The following is a 15,181-nucleotide window of genomic DNA, read 5'->3' on the forward strand; positions in this document are numbered from 1 at the left end:
GGTCGGGTGACCGGCCCCGACACCCTGCGCCCCCGCCTCCCCTCCCCCGTGCAGGAGCTGTCGGACCCGCGCTTCGCCCGCCACGGCCTGCGCCTCCTCCTCAAGCGCGACGACCTCATTCACCCGGATCTGGTCGGCAACAAGTGGCGCAAGCTCGCGCCCAACCTGCGCGCCGCGGCCGGCCGGACGCTGGTCACCTTCGGCGGGGCCTACTCCAACCACCTGCGGGCCACGGCCGCGGCCGGCCGCCTCCTCGGGCTGCCGACCGTCGGCGTGGTCCGCGGCCAGGAGCTCGCCGGCCGGCCCCTCAACCCCTCCCTGGCCCGGTGCGCGGCCGACGGCATGCGCCTGCACTTCGTGGACCGGTCGACGTACCGCCGCAAGACCGAGCCGGACATCCTCGCGCGCGTGCTGCACGCGGCGGGCGCCGAGGACGCGTACGTCGTCCCGGAGGGCGGCAGCAACGCGGCGGCGGTACGCGGCTGCCGGGCCCTGGGCGAGGAACTGGGCGACCGGGCCGACGTCGTGGGCGTGGCCTGCGGCACCGGCGGCACCCTGGCCGGACTCGCCGCCGGACTCCCGCCCGGCCGGCGTGCCCTCGGCATACCGGTCCTCAAGGGCGGCTTCCTCACCAGTGACATACGGCGCCTCCAGGAGGAGGCGTTCGGCGGCCCGCGCGGCACCTGGCACCTCGACGACCGCTTCCACTTCGGCGGCTACGCGCGCGTGCCCGCGGAACTCGACGCCTTCGCCGAGGACTTCGAGCAGCGCCACGCGGTGCCGGTGGAGCGGCTGTATGTCGCCAAGTTGCTGTACGGACTTGTCGCCCTGGCGCAGGAGGGAGCGTTCCCGCACGGGACGACCGTGGCGGCCGTGGTGACCGGGCGCCCCTTCCCCCAGACCCCGCGACGCCGGGCTGATCCAAACGGCAGGCCCTAAGCCCCGTCCACCGCCTCCCGGTAGGCCGCCGCCTCCTCCAGGTCCAGGCGGCGCAGCAGGGTGCGCAGCATCTCGTCGTCGATGTAGCGGCCGTCGCGGAGGCGGACGAACATCGCGCGCTCGGCGCCGATCATCTCCCTGGACAGGCGGCGGTAGGTGTCGTCGACGGACTCGCCGGTGATCGGGTTGGTCTGGCCGAGGCGTTCCCAGACGGCGTTGCGGCGGCGCTCCAGGCTCTGGCGGAGGCGGTCGGCGAGGGGCGGCGGGAGGGTGTTGCGCTCGTCGGTGAGGAGTTCGTCGAGGCGCTGCTCGGCGACCCGGGAGGCCTGCGCCTGGGCGTTGGCCTCGGCGAGGGTCTCGGCCTGGGCGTCCCGGCCGGGGAATTTCAGCAGGCGGATCAACGGGGCCAGGGTGAGGCCCTGGACGACCAGGGTGCCGATGACGGTGGTGAAGGTCAGGAAGAGGATGAGGTTGCGCTGAGGGAACGGTTCGCCGCCGTGCACGGTGAGCGGGATGGAGAAGGCGATGGCCAGCGAGACCACGCCCCGCATGGCGGCCCAGGAGGTGACGATCGGCCCTCTCCAGGTGGGGTTCTCCTCGCGTTCCCTGATCCGCGCCGACACCATCCGGGGCACGAAGGTCCCCGGGTAGACCCAGACGAACCGGGCCGCGACGACCACCAGGAAGAGGGCGATCGCGTACCAGGCGGCGTCGACGCCCTCGTACTCCCCGAGGCCCCTGAGCACGACCGGCAGCTGCAGTCCGATCAGGGCGAACACCGCCGACTCCAGGACGAACGCGACCACCTTCCACACCGCCTCCTCCTGGAGGCGGGTGGCGAAGTCGACCTCCCACGCGCGGTGTCCGATGTAGAGGGCGACGACCACGACCGCGAGGACGCCGGAGGCGTGCACCTGCTCGGCGACGGCGTAGGCGACGAACGGGATCAGCAGGGACATCGTGTTCTGCAGGAGCGCCTCCTTCACGTGCGTGCGCAGCCAGTGGATCGGCAGCATCAGCACCAGGCCGACCGCGACGCCCCCCACCGCCGCGAGCAGGAACTCGCCGATCCCGCCGATCCAGGACGCGCCCTCGCCGACGGCAGCCGCGACGGCGACCCGGTAGGCGGTGATCGCGGTGGCGTCGTTCAGCAGGGACTCGCCCTGCAGGATCGTGGTGATCCGGGAGGGCAGGCCGACCCGGCGGGCGACCGCCGCCGCGGCGACCGCGTCGGTCGGCGCCACGACCGCGCCGAGCGCCAGCGCCGCGGGCAGGGGCAGCCCGGGCACGATCTGGTAGGCGGCCCAGCCGACGACGAAGGTCGCGAAGAGCACGTACCCGACCGACAGCAGGGCCACCGGCCGCATCGAGGCGCGCAGGTCGAGGTACGAGCTCTCGACGCCCTCCTTGTGCAGCAGCGGGGGCAGCACCAGCGGCAGCACGATCTCGGGGTCGAGCGTGTAGTCCGGCATGCCCGGGATGCCGGACACCACCAGCCCCACGGCGACGAGCACCAGGGGCGCCGGCACCGGGGTCCGCCGGGCCGCCGCCGCGACCGCGGTACTGCCCGCCACCAGCAACAGCAGCGGCATCACGTCCATGGCCCTCGCCCGCCCTCGTTCATCGTCGTCCGCCCGCCCTCGATTTTCCGCGCGGCCGTCCGCGCGGCCGTCGTAACCTGGCAATCATGAAACAGTGCACGCACGCCGACGCGCTGCCGCACCCGGAACCCGAGCCGCTGAGCGACACGTGTCCGGAGTGCCTGCGGGACGGCACGCACCCGGTACAGCTTCGGCTGTGCCTCACCTGCGGCCACGTCGGCTGCTGCGACTCCTCGCCCGGCCGGCACGCCACGGAGCACCACAAGGACTCCGACCACCCGATCATGCGGACGTTCGAGCCCGGGGAGAACTGGCGTTGGTGCTTCGTGGACCACGTTCTCGTGTGACCCTGGAGGACCGGGGACGGGCAACGATCCGGACGGTTCGACCGTCTGACGTCTGGGTACGTCAACCCGGCGCGCGTTCTTCCCATTTGGAGCCGCAGACCCCTAGACACGGAGCGTGTCCACAGTTTTACTGTGAGTGACGGCAAGGGGTCGGGGTCCCGGGGACAGGAAAGTTGAGGGCGCGATAGCGTCACCGCTGAAGCACACGTCGCGTTACCCCGGGGGGCGACCCTCGGCCCTGTAAAGCTTGTACCACCATGGAGGTGAGGGTGTCCCAGATCGCAGGCGAGCCCGCGACCCAGGACTTCGTCGAAGTCCGGCTGCCGGCCGCGGGTGCCTACCTGTCGGTGCTGCGTACGGCCACGGCCGGTCTCGCGGCCCGTTTGGACTTCACCCTCGACGAGATCGAGGACCTGCGCATCGCGGTGGACGAGGCCTGCGCGATCCTGCTCCAGCAGGCCGTGCCCGGCTCGGTGCTCAGCTGCGTCTTCCGCCTCGTCGACGACTCTCTCGAGGTCACCGTCTCGGCCCCGACCACGGACGGTCACGCCCCCTCGCGGGACACCTTCGCCTGGACCGTCCTGTCCGCTCTCGCGGGCAAGGTCTCCTCCGCCGTGGACGAGGACAAAACCGTTTCGATCAGCCTCTACAAACAGCGCGGCGCGGGACCCGGGCCGGCGTGAGGACAGGGGACGGGCCGGTGCGTGACGAAGAGCGCGGCACAAGGGAGCTGCCGGCCGAGGGCACGGGCAAATCCCGCGGCACGGGCGATGCAGTCGAGGGCATGGCGGGCATTCCCGAGCAGGCCCGGCCGCACCCGGAGGACACCTCCCCCGCGGCCGGTCTCCTGGACGACGGGCAGTGGGATCGGGAAGGTGTCGCGCCGGGTACGCCCGCGGACGGGCCGACGGGGATCTCCCCGGCCCGCCCGGCGGCGAGGGCTCGGCGACGGACAACGGGCGGGACGATGAGCGAGCACGAGCGAGACGACCAGCAGGACGCGCAGAGCGTGCCGCGGGCCACGCAGCACGACGCACAGGACCGCAGCGGGGCGCGCGCCATGTTCGTCGAACTGCGGGGACTGAAGGACGGCAGCCCGGAGTACGCGGAACTGCGCAACCGGCTGGTCCGGATGCACCTGCCGCTCGTCGAGCACCTCGCGCGCCGCTTCCGCAACCGCGGCGAGCCGCTGGACGACCTCACCCAGGTCGCCACCATCGGTCTGATCAAGTCCGTCGACCGTTTCGACCCGGACCGCGGCGTGGAGTTCTCCACGTACGCGACGCCCACGGTCGTCGGCGAGATCAAGCGTCACTTCCGCGACAAGGGCTGGGCGGTCCGCGTGCCGCGCCGCCTGCAGGAGCTGCGGCTGGCGCTGACCACGGCGACCGCGGAGCTCTCCCAGCTGCACGGCCGCTCCCCCACGGTCCACGAGCTGGCCGAGAAGCTCGCCATCTCGGAGGAGGAGGTCCTGGAGGGCCTGGAGTCCGCCAACGCGTACTCCACGCTGTCCCTGGACGTCCCGGACACCGACGACGAGTCCCCGGCGGTCGCGGACACCCTGGGCGCGGAGGACGAGGCGCTGGAGGGCGTCGAGTACCGCGAGTCCCTCAAGCCGCTGCTGGAGGACCTGCCGCCCCGGGAGAAGCGGATCCTGCTGCTGCGGTTCTTCGGCAACATGACCCAGTCGCAGATCGCGCAGGAGGTCGGCATCTCGCAGATGCACGTCTCGCGCCTGCTGGCCCGCACGCTGGCCCAGCTGCGGGAGAAGCTCCTGGTGGAGGAGTAGACCGGCGGTCGCTACGGCGTCGTAGGATTACCGCCCGCCGTCCTGTGCGCGGCCCGGACCCTTGATCCCGAGGGCCTGGGTCGTGGCCGGATTGACCAGCAGCACCAGGGAGGCGACGGCGACGACCGCCAGCGCGATCCCCGCCGGAATGGCCACGCTGTCGGCCTGCAGCAGGTTGTACGCCACCGGCAGCGCCATGATCTGCGTGATGACGGCCGGGCCCCGGCTCCAGCTCTTGCGCTTCAGCAGCCCGCGGGCGGCCAGCAGCGGCAGCAGGGCGAGGACGATCAGGGTGATGCCGCCGGTGACGGCGGACCCGCGGTCGTGCGGTGAGCCCGCCAGGCCCTCCGCGAGCATCCAGACGCCGCCGACGACCAGCGCCAGCCCCTCCAGCGCGGCGAGCGCGGCCGCACAGGTCAGGCGGCGGGGGCGGGGGCCGCTGTCTTCCTCGGTGGCGGGGGTCTGCTCAGTGGTCACCTCTGAAGGGTAGCCCCGGGGACGCGGGCCCCCACGGCGAGGTTGAGGGCGCCGCCCGTGGTGAGCCTCACGCCCCTGCCTCTTACCTGATCCACACCTCGCCCTGTGCCCGGTACCACCCAGTAGGTACGCTGCAACCCATGCGTGCACTTCTCGTGGTCAACCCGGCAGCCACCACCACAAGCGCACGTAGGCGCGACGTCCTGATCCACGCCCTGGCGAGCGAGATGAAGCTCGAAGTGGTCACCACCGAGTACCGCGGCCACGCGCGCGACCTCGGCCGGCAGGCCGCGGACAGCGACGACATCGACCTCGTGGTCGCCCTCGGCGGCGACGGCACGGTCAACGAGGTCGTCAACGGCCTCCTCCACGCCGGGCCCAACCCGGACGGGCTTCCCCGCCTCGCCGTGGTCCCCGGCGGCTCCACCAATGTCTTCGCCCGCGCGCTGGGGCTGCCCAACGACGCCGTCGACGCGACCGGCGCGCTGCTGGACGCGCTGAACGAGGGCAGCGAGCGCACGGTCGGCATGGGCCTCGCGGCGGGCACGCCGGGTACCGAGGACGAGGCGGTGCCCGCCCGCTGGTTCACCTTCTGTGCGGGGCTCGGCTTCGACGCGGGTGTGGTGGGCCGGGTGGAACAGCAGCGCGAACAGGGCAGGAAGTCCACGCACGCCCTTTATCTGCGCCAGGTGGTACGGCAGTACTTGCAGGAGCCGAACAAGCGGCACGGCACGATCACCTTGGAGCGGCCCGGTGAGGATCCGGTGACCGATCTCGTGCTCTCCATAATCTGCAACACCTCGCCGTGGACGTATCTGGGTAATCGTCCGGTGTACGCGGCGCCTAAGGCTTCGTTCGATACCGGGCTCGACGTACTCGGTCTCAGCCGTATGTCCACGGTGGCGGTTGCCCGGTATGCCACACAGTTGCTCACTTCGTCCGCCGACCGCGGACCCCACGGCCGGCACGTGGCATCCCTGCACGACCTGGACCGGTTCACCTTGCATTCGAAGGTGCCGCTGCCCCTCCAGATGGACGGCGACCACCTCGGGCTGCGTACGAGCGTGACGTTCACAGGCGTACGCCGTGCACTGCGTGTGATTGTGTGAGCAGAAGGGGCCAAAGTCCTTTCACTCGAACGTTTAGGCCAGGGTCCACCCCATGGAAGTACGGCTGTGACCTAGTCGACACCGAGGAATCAAAAAAAACTTTCCGGAAGGGGTTGTATCCGCCGCTGAGGTTTGCGAGTCTCTACGTGGCGATCGGGACAGCCCGCAACACCGGCATCCACAGATCACCGGAACCCCTCTTCGATTAACAGGACCCGCGCCGGGGAACTGGCGGTAGGCCCTTCACTTGTTGAGGGATTCGTGAAAGCGTTCACATTCACAAGCAACTTGCACGTAATACCAAGGAGAGGTAGCAGCCATGGACTGGCGTCACAACGCCGTTTGCCGCGAGGAAGACCCCGAGCTCTTCTTCCCCATCGGCAACACCGGTCCTGCGCTGCTGCAGATCGAGGAAGCCAAGGCCGTCTGCCGTCGCTGCCCCGTCATGGATCAGTGTCTGCAGTGGGCGCTCGAGTCCGGTCAGGACTCCGGCGTCTGGGGTGGTCTCAGCGAGGACGAGCGTCGCGCGATGAAGCGCCGTGCCGCCCGCAACCGGGCCCGTCAGGCCTCCGCCTGACAACACCCGCCCCGCAAACAGCCTGAGCTTGGCGGCGCGTACAGCGAGTACGCATCTCCCGCCCCCGAGCCGCAGCGCGCAGTACCCCCGATGCGCAGCACAAGCTGGCAACGAGCATTCGAGCCCCGGACCCGGGACAGGGTCCGGGGCTTCTTGCTGTGGTCCTCGTTTCCCCGCCGAGGGCTTCCCGAGTGACCGGCGCCCTTTCTACTTCCCGGCCCGCACCGGCACGTCGAGGATGACCCGGGTGCCCCGCTCGGGAGCCGGGACCATGTCGAAGGTGCCGCCCAACTCCCCCTCCACCAGCGTCCGTACGATCTGCAGGCCGAGGTTGCCCGCGGTCTGCGGGTCGAAGCCGTCGGGCAGACCGACGCCGTCGTCCTGGACGGTGACCAGCAGGCGGGCCTCCTTCGTGGTGCCCCCGCGGACGGCCGAGACCTCGACCGTGCCGGTGTCGCCCTCACGGAAACCGTGTTCGAGGGCGTTCTGCAGGATCTCGGTGAGCACCATGGACAGCGGGGTGGCGACCTCCGCGTCCAGGATCCCGAACCGGCCGGTGCGCCGGCCGGTCACCTTGCCCGGCGAGATCTCCGCGACCATGGCCAGCACCCGGTCGGCGATCTCGTCGAACTCCACGCGCTCGTCCAGGTTCTGAGACAGCGTCTCGTGCACGATCGCGATGGAGCCGACCCGCCGCACCGCCTCCTCCAGCGCCTCGCGGCCGCGCTCGGAGTCGATGCGCCGGGCCTGGAGGCGAAGGAGGGCGGCGACCGTCTGGAGGTTGTTCTTCACCCGGTGGTGGATCTCCCGGATGGTCGCGTCCTTGGTAATCAACTCGCGCTCGCGGCGGCGCAGTTCGGTGACGTCGCGGAGCAGGACGAGTGAACCGATGCGGGTGCCCTTGGGTTTGAGCGGGATCGCGCGGAACTGGATGACCCCGTCGTGCGCCTCGATCTCGAACTCGCGCGGCGCCCAGCCGCTGGCCACCTTGGACAGCGCCTCGTCCACCGGGCCGCGTGTCGGGGCGAGTTCGGCGGTGGTCCGGCCCAGGTGCTGGCCGACGAGGTCGGAGGCGAGGCCCATGCGGTGGTACGCGGACAGCGCGTTCGGCGAGGCGTACTGGACGATGCCGTCCGCGTCGAGCCGGATCAGGCCGTCGCCGACGCGCGGGGCGGCGTCCATGTCCATCTGCTGGTTGGCGAAGGGGAAGGCGCCGGCCGCGATCATCTGCGCGAGGTCGGAGGCGCTCTGGAGGTAGGTCAGCTCCAGGCGGCTCGGGGTGCGCACGGTCAGCAGGTTGGTGTTGCGGGCGATGACGCCGAGGACGCGCCCTTCGCGTCGTACTGGGATCGACTCGACCCGGACCGGGACCTCCTCGCGCCACTCCGGGTCGCCCTCGCGCACGATCCGGCCCTCGTCCAGGGCGGCGTCCAGCATGGGGCGGCGGCCGCGCGGGACGAGGTGGCCGACCATGTCGTCCTGGTAGGAGGTGGGGCCGGTGTTGGGCCGCATCTGGGCCACGGACACGTACCGGGTGCCGTCGCTGGTGGGGACCCACAGGACGAGGTCGGCGAAGGAGAGGTCGGAGAGCAGCTGCCACTCCGAGACCAGCAGATGGAGCCACTCGAGGTCGGAGTCGTCGAGCGCGGTGTGCTGGCGGACCAGTTCGTTCATGGAGGGCACATGTGCGAGCGTACCTGGGGGTATGTGCGGCCCAGAAACACCCGCGGGCCGCGGCGCCTGGGAGGGACCCTCAACCCTCCCGGCACCGCAGCCCGGAGCAGTATCGGCCGCGGGGTGTGCGGTCCCGGTGTCGGCCGAAGGGTGAGGAGCCGGGGCAGTCAGGGCAGAGAGCTCCGGTTCCTCGGTCCGTCTTCCTGTGCGGGGAAGACGGAAGCCTGTTCGTGCTGCTGCGCACTGTTTCAAGTGTGGACTAGACCACACGGGGTGTCCATGCGTTGGAGGCTGTTCGTTGTTGTTATTTTCCCGACCGCTCCAACTGTTCGGACGCCCTAGCATCCATCACGCAGCCTAGCCTGTGTGGGTTCATGTGCGGGGCCAGATGGCCAGGGCAATTTCCGCGAGCGCCGCCAGTTCCTCCCGGCTCGCCCCGTCCCGCGCCTGTTGCGACATGCCCTGGATCATCGCCCCGGTGTGCCGGGCGAGGGCACGGGCGTCGACACCGGCGGGCAGCTCCCCCGCCGCCGCGTCCGCCTCGATACGGCCGCGGATCGCGGCGATGGTGGCGTTGCGCCGCTCACGCAGGGACTGCTCGACCTCCGGGGTCGTGCAGTTGGCCGCCGCGTGCACGACGAGACAGCCGTGCGGGCGGCCGGGGGCCGTGTACTCGGCGGCGGCCTCGCGCAGCACCCGCGCCACGGCCGCCCGCGCGGTGGGCTCCTCGGCCAGGGCACGGTCGACGAAGGAGCCGTAGCGGGCGCCGTAGACGGTCACGACCTCGTCGAACAGCGCACGCTTGTCGCCGAAGGCCGCGTACAGGCTGGGCGCGCCGATGCCCATGACGCGGGTCAGGTCGGAGACGGAAGTGCCCTCGTAGCCGTGCTCCCAGAAGGCCATGACGGCCTTCTCCAGCGCGGTCTCACGGTCGAACGAACGAGGACGCCCGCGCGGCCTGCTCACGGTCGCCGCCTTCGCCCTCGGCTCCTCACTGCCCACCATGGAGTGAATTGTATAGGGGACGCTAGAGAAATGACCGAGCACTGCTGTACGGTCCAGCGGCCCCCGCGGGGCGGTGCCGGTCGGGTCAGTGGGTTTCGGTGACCTTTGCCAGGGCGCGGGGGGCGTCCGGGTCCTGGCCGCGGGCGATGGTGACCTCGTAGGCCAGCAGCTGCAGCGGGATGATCTCCAGGATCGGCTGGACCTCCTCGGCCACGCCCTCGGTGGGCAGGACGAAGCCGGCGGAGGCCTGCTCGACCTGGTGGGCGGGGCCGACGACGAAGAGGTCGGCGCCCCGGCCGCGCAGCCGGTCGAGGACGGGCTGGAGGGCCTCGCCGCCCTTGCCGTCGGTCACGACCGCGATCACCGGGGAGACGTTGTCGACCATGGCGAGCGGACCGTGCAGGAGGTCGGCGCCGGAGTAGGAGAGCGCCGGGATGTAGCTGGTCTCCATCAGCTTCAGGGCGGCTTCCTTGGCCGTGGGGTAGCCGTAGCCGCGGGAGGTGATGACCATGCGCTCGGCGAAGCGGTAGCGGGCGGCGAGGGCGCGGACCTCGTCCTGGCGGGCGAGCAGCTGCTCGGCGAGCTCGGGCAGCTGCTTCGCGGCCGCGCCGTCGCCGCCGCGCAGGCCCTCGACGAAGAGGTAGAGGGCGAGGAGGGAGGCCGTGTAGGTCTTGGTCGCGGGCAGGGCCTTCTCCGGTCCGGCCATGACGTCGACGTGGTACTCGGAGACGCCGGCCAGCGGGGAGTCGGGGTTGTTGGTGACGGCGAGGGTGATCGCGCCGGCTTCGCGGGCGGCCCTGGTGGAGGCGACCAGGTCCGGGGAGCCGCCGGACTGGCTGACGGTGATCACCAGGACGTCGGTGAGGTCCGGGCGGGCGCCGTAGGCCGTGGTGGTGGACATCGAGGTGAGGCCGCACGGCAGGCCGAGGCGGATCTCGAGGAGGTACTTGGCGTAGAGGGCGGCGTTGTCGGAGGTGCCGCGGGCGGTCAGCAGGACGAAGCGGGGACGGCGGGCGGCGATCGCCTGGGCCACCTGCCGGATGGCGGGGGCGCCCTCGTCCAGGAGGCGGCGCAGCACGGCCGGCTGCTCGGCCATCTCGCGGGCCATGGTCCGGCCCGGGACGTCGACGGGGGGCTCCGGTGTCGTGGCGGTCATGGTCGGTTCCTCCTGGCTCGGTCCGCGGGGCAGCGCACATCCCACTCCCCCAGGGTGAATCATGCCTGGCCCCCGGGTGGAATCGGGGTGTCACGGGTGCATCTCCGGTGCCGTCGGCTCCCCTGGGCCGCGGAGGCCACCTCTGTTAGATTGGTCTAAACCACCTGACCCTTCCAGGTTCCGGTTGAGTCCCCCTCTTTCAGATCGGCAGGCCCAGCGTGGAAGTTGTCATCGTTCCGGACGCCAAGGCGGGCGGCGAGATCGTCGCCGAGGCCATGGCGCGGCTCCTGCGGCGCAAGCCGGACGCGCTGCTCGGCGTGGCCACCGGCTCGACCCCGCTGCCCGTCTACCAGGCGCTGGCCGCCAAGGTGGCCGCCGGCGCGGTCGACACCTCGCGGGCCCGGGTGGCGCAGCTCGACGAGTACGTGGGGCTGCCGGCCGAGCATCCCGAGTCGTACCGGTCCGTGCTGCGGCGCGAGGTGCTTCAGCCGCTGGGCATCGGGGTGGACGCGTTCATGGGGCCCGACGGGACGGCCGCGGACATCCCGGGGGCCTGCGAGGCGTACGACACCGCGCTGGCGGAGGCCGGGGGCGTGGATCTGCAGCTGCTCGGGATCGGGACGGACGGGCACATCGGCTTCAACGAGCCGTGTTCCTCGCTCGCCTCGCGGACGCGGATCAAGACGCTGACCGAGCAGACGCGGATCGACAACGCGCGGTTCTTCGGGGGCGACATCGAGCAGGTGCCGCATCACGTCATCACCCAGGGCATCGGGACGATCCTCGACGCCCGGCACGTCGTGCTGCTCGCCACGGGCGAGGGCAAGGCGGACGCGGTCGCCGCGAGCGTGGAGGGGCCGCTGGCATCGGTGTGCCCGGCGTCGGCACTGCAGTTGCATCCGCATGCGACGGTCGTGGTGGACGAGGACGCGGCGTCCAAGCTGAAGCTGGCGCACTACTTTCGGCACACCTATGTCAACAAGCCTGACTGGCAGGGCATCTAGCGGATTCGTCTGCCGGGTGGCCGTGGTCCTCGGGCCGCGGGCGGCAGGGGGTTGCTCGCGCAGTTCCCCGCGCCCCTTCGGGGGCGCGGCCGGGCGCCGGTTCCTTTCGGGGAACCGGCGCCTTCGGCGTCGTAGGGGCTAGGCGCCTGCGATGATCTCCGCTGCCGCGCGGCCGCAGACCCTGGCGGCGCCGTGGGTGGCGATGTGGAGGGCGCCGCGCGGGGGTGCCTGGGGCAGGCCCATCTCGATCACGACCGTGTCGGGGCGGCTCCTGAGGACGGTGTCCAGGGCCGCCGCCATCCAGGGGTGACGGTGTTCGTCCCGGACCACGGCGACGATACGGCGCGGGCCCGCGGCGGCCAGGGTGGCCAGGCCCGCGTCCTCGCCGGAGAACGTGCCCGTCTCCGTGCCCGGCAGGAGGCGGAACAGCTCCGCCGCCACCCCCCAGGGGGTCTCGTCGCCGACCGCGATGTTGGCCACCGGGGTGAGGGCGGCGACGTAGGGCGGGTCGGTGAGCGGGGTGAAGGCGTCCGCGCCGGTCAGGCGCAGCGCCCGGCGGGCCGCGCGCAGGCCGACCTCGGTGTCCGGGGCGGGCTGGGGGCGGGCCGCCTTGGCGGTGCTCGTCCAGCCGGCCAGGGACCTGACCCGGTCCGCCGCCTCGGCCAGGCGTGCCTCGGGGAGTTCACCGGAGCGGACGGCCGCGACGAGGGCGTCCCGCAGGCGCCGTACCGTCTCGTCGTCGGCGAGGCCGCCGCCCACGCAGATCGCGTCGGCGCCGGCGGCGATCGCGAGGACGCTGCCGCGTTCGATGCCGTAGGTGCCGGCGATCGCCCGCATCTCCATGCCGTCGGTGACGATCAGGCCGTCGTAGCCGAGTTCGCGGCGCAGGAGGCCGGTGAGGATCCGGTGGGAGAGGGTCGCCGGGCGGTCCGGGTCCAGGGCGGGGACCAGGATGTGGGCGCTCATCACGGCGCGGGTGCCGGCGGTGATCGCCGCGTGGAAGGGGGCCAGTTCGCGTGCGGACAGCACGTCGGCGGGCACGTCGATGCGCGGGAGAGCGTGGTGGGAGTCGACGGCCGTGTCGCCGTGGCCCGGGAAGTGCTTGGTGCAGGCCGCCACTCCGGCCGACTGCAGGCCGGTGACGTAGGCGGCGGTGTGGCGGGCGACCAGGGCGGGTTCGGCGCCGAAGGAGCGGACGCCGATCACCGGGTTGGCGGGGTTGGAGTTGACGTCGGCGGAGGGGGCCCAGTTGAGGTTGACGCCGCAGGCGGCGAGGCGGCGGCCCAGTTCGGCGGCCACCTCGCGCGTGAGGTCGACGTCGTCCACCGCGCCCAGGGCGTTGTTGCCGGGGAAGGAGGACCCGGTCCGCACCTCCAGCCGGGTCACGTCGCCGCCCTCCTCGTCGATGGCGACGAGGACGTCGTCCCGCTCGGCGCGCAACTGGGCGGTCAGCGCCGACAGTTGCTCGGCGGAGGTGATGTTGCGGCCGAACAGGCCGACGGAGGCGAGGCCCTCCCCGAGGCGCCGCAGCAGCCAGTCGGGGGCGGTGGTGCCGGTGAACCCGGGTTGCAGGACCGTCAGGGCGTCGCGCGTCAGGGTGTCTGTGCCGCTGGCGAATGTCGTCATCGGGGGGCGTTATCCCTTCACTGCGCCCGCGGTCAGGCCCGCGGCCATCTTGCGCTGGACGAGGAGGAACAGCACGACGATCGGCACGGCCATCATCGTGGCTCCGGCCATCATCGGGGCGTATTCGGTGCCGTGCTTGGTGGTGAAGTTGCCGAGCCACACGGTGGCCGTCTGGTGCTCCTGGCTGAGCAGCATCAGGGCGTAGAGGTACTCGTTCCACGCCTGGATGAAGCCGTAGACGGAGGTGGCGACCATGCCGGGGGCGAGGAGCGGGAAGACCACGCGGACGAAGGCGGCGGTGCGGGAGCAGCCGTCGACCATGGCCGCCTCCTCCAGTTCCCGGGGGATGTTGACGATGAAGCCGCGCAGCGTCCACACCGTGAAGGGGAGGATGAAGGTCAGGTACGTGATGATCAGGCCGGTGAGCTTGTCGTACTGATGCAGGTCGTTCAGGAGCAGGAAGACCGGGATGATCATGGCGACCAGCGGGACCATCTGGACGGCGAGGATGCCGACGATGACGATCTTGCGGCCGCGGAAGGCGAACCGGGAGATGGCGAGCGCGGCCAGCATGCCGACGACGATGCCGATCGCCACCACGGACAGGGAGACGATCAGGCTGCGGCCGACCGGGCCCCAGAAGTCCGCGATGTCCAGCGCCCGGCTGAAGTTGGAGAGCGTGAAACCGGTCGGGAACAGGCTCGGGTCGGGGTCGATGGTGTCCTTGGCCGGCTTGATCGCCGTGTTGAGCATCCAGTAGACGGGGAAGCCGGCGGTGAGGAAGACGAGGAGGCCGAGGAGGTTCCAGCCGAGCCTGGACCTGCGGCGCCGCGAACCGCCGCCCGCGGTCGCCACGGCGTTCATGGTGGTCATTCGACCTCTCCGATCTTCAGCATCTGGCGCATGTACACCGCGACCACGCCGAGCAGCAGCACCACGGTGATCAGGGCGATCGCCGAGCCCTGGGCGTAGTCGTTGACCACGAAGGCCCGGTCGTAGGAGTAGGTGGTCAGCAGCTGGAACTCCTGCTCGGGATGGCCGTTGCGCATCACGAAGACCTGCGGGAAGACGCCCATGTCCCAGATGACCGACAAGGTCGTGAGCATCACGATGATCGGCTTGAGGATGGGCAGGGTGACGTACCGGAACACGCCCCAGGCGCCCGCGCCGTCGAGCCGTGCGGCCTCCTCCAGTTCGGCCGGGACCTGGGTGAGGCCGGCGCTGAGGGTGATGACGACGAAGGGGACCGCTCCCCACACCACCAGCAGCATGATCACGGCGAGGCCCTGGGGTCCGCTGGCGAACCAGTTGTGGCCGATCAGGTCCACACCGGGCAGCTTGCTCAGCAGCGCGTTGAGGATGCCGTAGTCGGCGTCGAACAGCCACTTGAAGACCGTGGTGGCGACGATGATCGGCATGCCCCAGCTGGCCACCAGCGCGATGTTGACCAGTGTCTTCACCCAGCCGGAGACCCGCTGGAGCAGCAGGGCGATCAGCATGCCCAGCACCATCGTGAACACGACCGAGCCGGCCGCGAAGACGATGGTGCGCACGACGACCTGCCAGAACTCGCTGTCGCCCAGCACGCCGCTGAAGTTGTGGAACCCGACCCAGTCGGCCGGCTGGAAGCCCCACAGCTGGGACTGCCCGAACTTCTGGAAGGAGAGCGTGACCAGACGGAACAGGGGATAGCCGAGGACCAGCGCCAGGATCAGCAGACAGGGCGCGAGCAGCAGCCAGGGCGTGGCCGCGCCGCCCGACGTCCCGCCTCTGCGGGGGGCCTTGGCGACCGGCGGTGGTGGCGGCGCCTGCCGCGGCGGCGGCACCTTGGCAGGGGTGGTGGTGTCTGCGGCACTCATCGCGCGCTCCTCAGCGGT

15 protein-coding genes are annotated in these 15,181 nt (G+C 71.3%); 7 read left to right on the top strand and 8 right to left on the bottom strand.

The features are described 5' to 3' along the window. Positions 1-6: 6 nt before the first annotated feature. Entirely contained in the window at positions 7-939 is a 933-nt protein-coding gene (locus tag M8J74_RS31025) for a 1-aminocyclopropane-1-carboxylate deaminase/D-cysteine desulfhydrase (RefSeq protein ID WP_249839622.1), read from the top strand. Here the strand turns inward: M8J74_RS31025 and M8J74_RS31030 are convergent. Next, positions 936-2,540 (bottom strand): Na+/H+ antiporter, encoded by a 1,605-nt coding sequence (locus M8J74_RS31030; RefSeq protein WP_249839623.1) that lies wholly within the window; start codon positions 2,538-2,540, stop codon positions 936-938. The two genes, M8J74_RS31025 and M8J74_RS31030, sit on opposite strands and share 4 nt — an antisense overlap. 86 nt (positions 2,541-2,626) lie before the next feature. Here M8J74_RS31030 and M8J74_RS31035 point away from each other — a divergent pair, with 86 nt between their 5' ends. From M8J74_RS31035 to M8J74_RS31045, 3 genes are all read left to right on the top strand, one after another. Further along, positions 2,627-2,887 carry a UBP-type zinc finger domain-containing protein gene (locus M8J74_RS31035; protein ID WP_058923293.1) on the top strand — a complete coding sequence of 87 codons (261 nt, stop codon included), beginning with the start codon at positions 2,627-2,629 and terminating at the stop codon, positions 2,885-2,887. Between the two features lie 269 nt (positions 2,888-3,156). Then, entirely contained in the window at positions 3,157-3,570 is a 414-nt protein-coding gene (locus M8J74_RS31040) for an ATP-binding protein (protein ID WP_004925829.1), read from the top strand. Next, positions 3,567-4,676 carry an RNA polymerase sigma factor SigF gene (locus tag M8J74_RS31045; RefSeq protein WP_249839624.1) on the top strand — a complete coding sequence of 370 codons (1,110 nt, stop codon included), beginning with the start codon at positions 3,567-3,569 and terminating at the stop codon, positions 4,674-4,676. The genes M8J74_RS31040 and M8J74_RS31045 overlap by 4 nt, the downstream gene beginning before the upstream one ends. A gap of 27 nt (positions 4,677-4,703) precedes the next feature. Here the strand turns inward: M8J74_RS31045 and M8J74_RS31050 are convergent, their stop codons facing one another. Next, positions 4,704-5,153, bottom strand: coding sequence for a hypothetical protein (locus M8J74_RS31050; protein ID WP_058923294.1), 450 nt, complete (start codon positions 5,151-5,153; stop codon positions 4,704-4,706). A gap of 140 nt (positions 5,154-5,293) precedes the next feature. Between M8J74_RS31050 and M8J74_RS31055 the strand changes: the two genes are divergently transcribed. Next, on the top strand, positions 5,294-6,262 hold the full coding sequence (locus tag M8J74_RS31055; RefSeq protein WP_058923295.1) for a diacylglycerol/lipid kinase family protein: 969 nt from the start codon (positions 5,294-5,296) through the stop codon (positions 6,260-6,262). Positions 6,263-6,581: 319 nt separating this feature from the next. Further along, positions 6,582-6,839: a WhiB family transcriptional regulator gene (locus M8J74_RS31060; RefSeq protein ID WP_006142322.1), complete on the top strand. Its 258-nt coding sequence runs from the start codon at positions 6,582-6,584 to the stop codon at positions 6,837-6,839. Positions 6,840-7,046: 207 nt separating this feature from the next. Here the strand turns inward: M8J74_RS31060 and M8J74_RS31065 are convergent, their stop codons facing one another. The 3 genes from M8J74_RS31065 to M8J74_RS31075 form a co-directional block, all read right to left on the bottom strand. Then, entirely contained in the window at positions 7,047-8,513 is a 1,467-nt protein-coding gene (locus M8J74_RS31065) for a sensor histidine kinase (RefSeq protein WP_249839654.1), read from the bottom strand. A gap of 372 nt (positions 8,514-8,885) precedes the next feature. Beyond that, the gene (locus M8J74_RS31070) at positions 8,886-9,518 is read right to left on the bottom strand and encodes a TetR/AcrR family transcriptional regulator (RefSeq protein WP_249839625.1); all 633 of its coding nucleotides are present in this window, start codon (positions 9,516-9,518) and stop codon (positions 8,886-8,888) included. An 85-nt stretch (positions 9,519-9,603) separates the two neighbouring features. Beyond that, positions 9,604-10,674, bottom strand: coding sequence for an SIS domain-containing protein (locus tag M8J74_RS31075; protein WP_249839626.1), 1,071 nt, complete (start codon positions 10,672-10,674; stop codon positions 9,604-9,606). A gap of 218 nt (positions 10,675-10,892) precedes the next feature. Here M8J74_RS31075 and nagB point away from each other — a divergent pair, with 218 nt between their 5' ends. Continuing rightward, the gene (nagB, locus tag M8J74_RS31080) at positions 10,893-11,678 is read left to right on the top strand and encodes a glucosamine-6-phosphate deaminase (protein ID WP_249839627.1); all 786 of its coding nucleotides are present in this window, start codon (positions 10,893-10,895) and stop codon (positions 11,676-11,678) included. 138 nt (positions 11,679-11,816) lie between these two features. On the opposite strand, the gene M8J74_RS31085 is transcribed toward nagB, so the two are convergent. Genes M8J74_RS31085 through M8J74_RS31095 form a run of 3 tightly spaced genes read right to left on the bottom strand, consistent with a single transcriptional unit; the run spans position 11,817 to position 15,163 of the window. Further along, entirely contained in the window at positions 11,817-13,304 is a 1,488-nt protein-coding gene (locus tag M8J74_RS31085; protein ID WP_249839628.1) for a glycoside hydrolase family 3 protein, read from the bottom strand. 9 nt (positions 13,305-13,313) lie between these two features. Then, positions 13,314-14,168 carry a carbohydrate ABC transporter permease gene (locus M8J74_RS31090; RefSeq protein ID WP_372500326.1) on the bottom strand — a complete coding sequence of 285 codons (855 nt, stop codon included), beginning with the start codon at positions 14,166-14,168 and terminating at the stop codon, positions 13,314-13,316. Positions 14,169-14,173: 5 nt separating this feature from the next. Then, positions 14,174-15,163: a carbohydrate ABC transporter permease gene (locus tag M8J74_RS31095; protein ID WP_249839630.1), complete on the bottom strand. Its 990-nt coding sequence runs from the start codon at positions 15,161-15,163 to the stop codon at positions 14,174-14,176. Between the last annotated feature and the right edge of the window lie 18 nt (positions 15,164-15,181).

This window comes from Streptomyces panaciradicis (assembly GCF_023516615.1).
GTDB classification, from domain to species: Bacteria; Actinomycetota; Actinomycetes; order Streptomycetales; family Streptomycetaceae; genus Streptomyces; species Streptomyces panaciradicis.

Coding starts and splice junctions, on each gene's coding strand:
- M8J74_RS31030 (WP_249839623.1), bottom strand. CDS start 2,540: ATGGACGTGATGCCGCTGCTGTTGCTGGTGGCGGGCAGTACCGCGGTC.
- M8J74_RS31035 (WP_058923293.1), top strand. CDS start 2,627: ATGAAACAGTGCACGCACGCCGACGCGCTGCCGCACCCGGAACCCGAG.
- M8J74_RS31055 (WP_058923295.1), top strand. CDS start 5,294: ATGCGTGCACTTCTCGTGGTCAACCCGGCAGCCACCACCACAAGCGCA.
- M8J74_RS31060 (WP_006142322.1), top strand. CDS start 6,582: ATGGACTGGCGTCACAACGCCGTTTGCCGCGAGGAAGACCCCGAGCTC.
- M8J74_RS31065 (WP_249839654.1), bottom strand. CDS start 8,513: ATGAACGAACTGGTCCGCCAGCACACCGCGCTCGACGACTCCGACCTC.
- M8J74_RS31070 (WP_249839625.1), bottom strand. CDS start 9,518: ATGGTGGGCAGTGAGGAGCCGAGGGCGAAGGCGGCGACCGTGAGCAGG.
- M8J74_RS31075 (WP_249839626.1), bottom strand. CDS start 10,674: ATGACCGCCACGACACCGGAGCCCCCCGTCGACGTCCCGGGCCGGACC.
- M8J74_RS31085 (WP_249839628.1), bottom strand. CDS start 13,304: ATGACGACATTCGCCAGCGGCACAGACACCCTGACGCGCGACGCCCTG.
- M8J74_RS31090 (WP_372500326.1), bottom strand. CDS start 14,168: ATGAACGCCGTGGCGACCGCGGGCGGCGGTTCGCGGCGCCGCAGGTCC.
- M8J74_RS31095 (WP_249839630.1), bottom strand. CDS start 15,163: ATGAGTGCCGCAGACACCACCACCCCTGCCAAGGTGCCGCCGCCGCGG.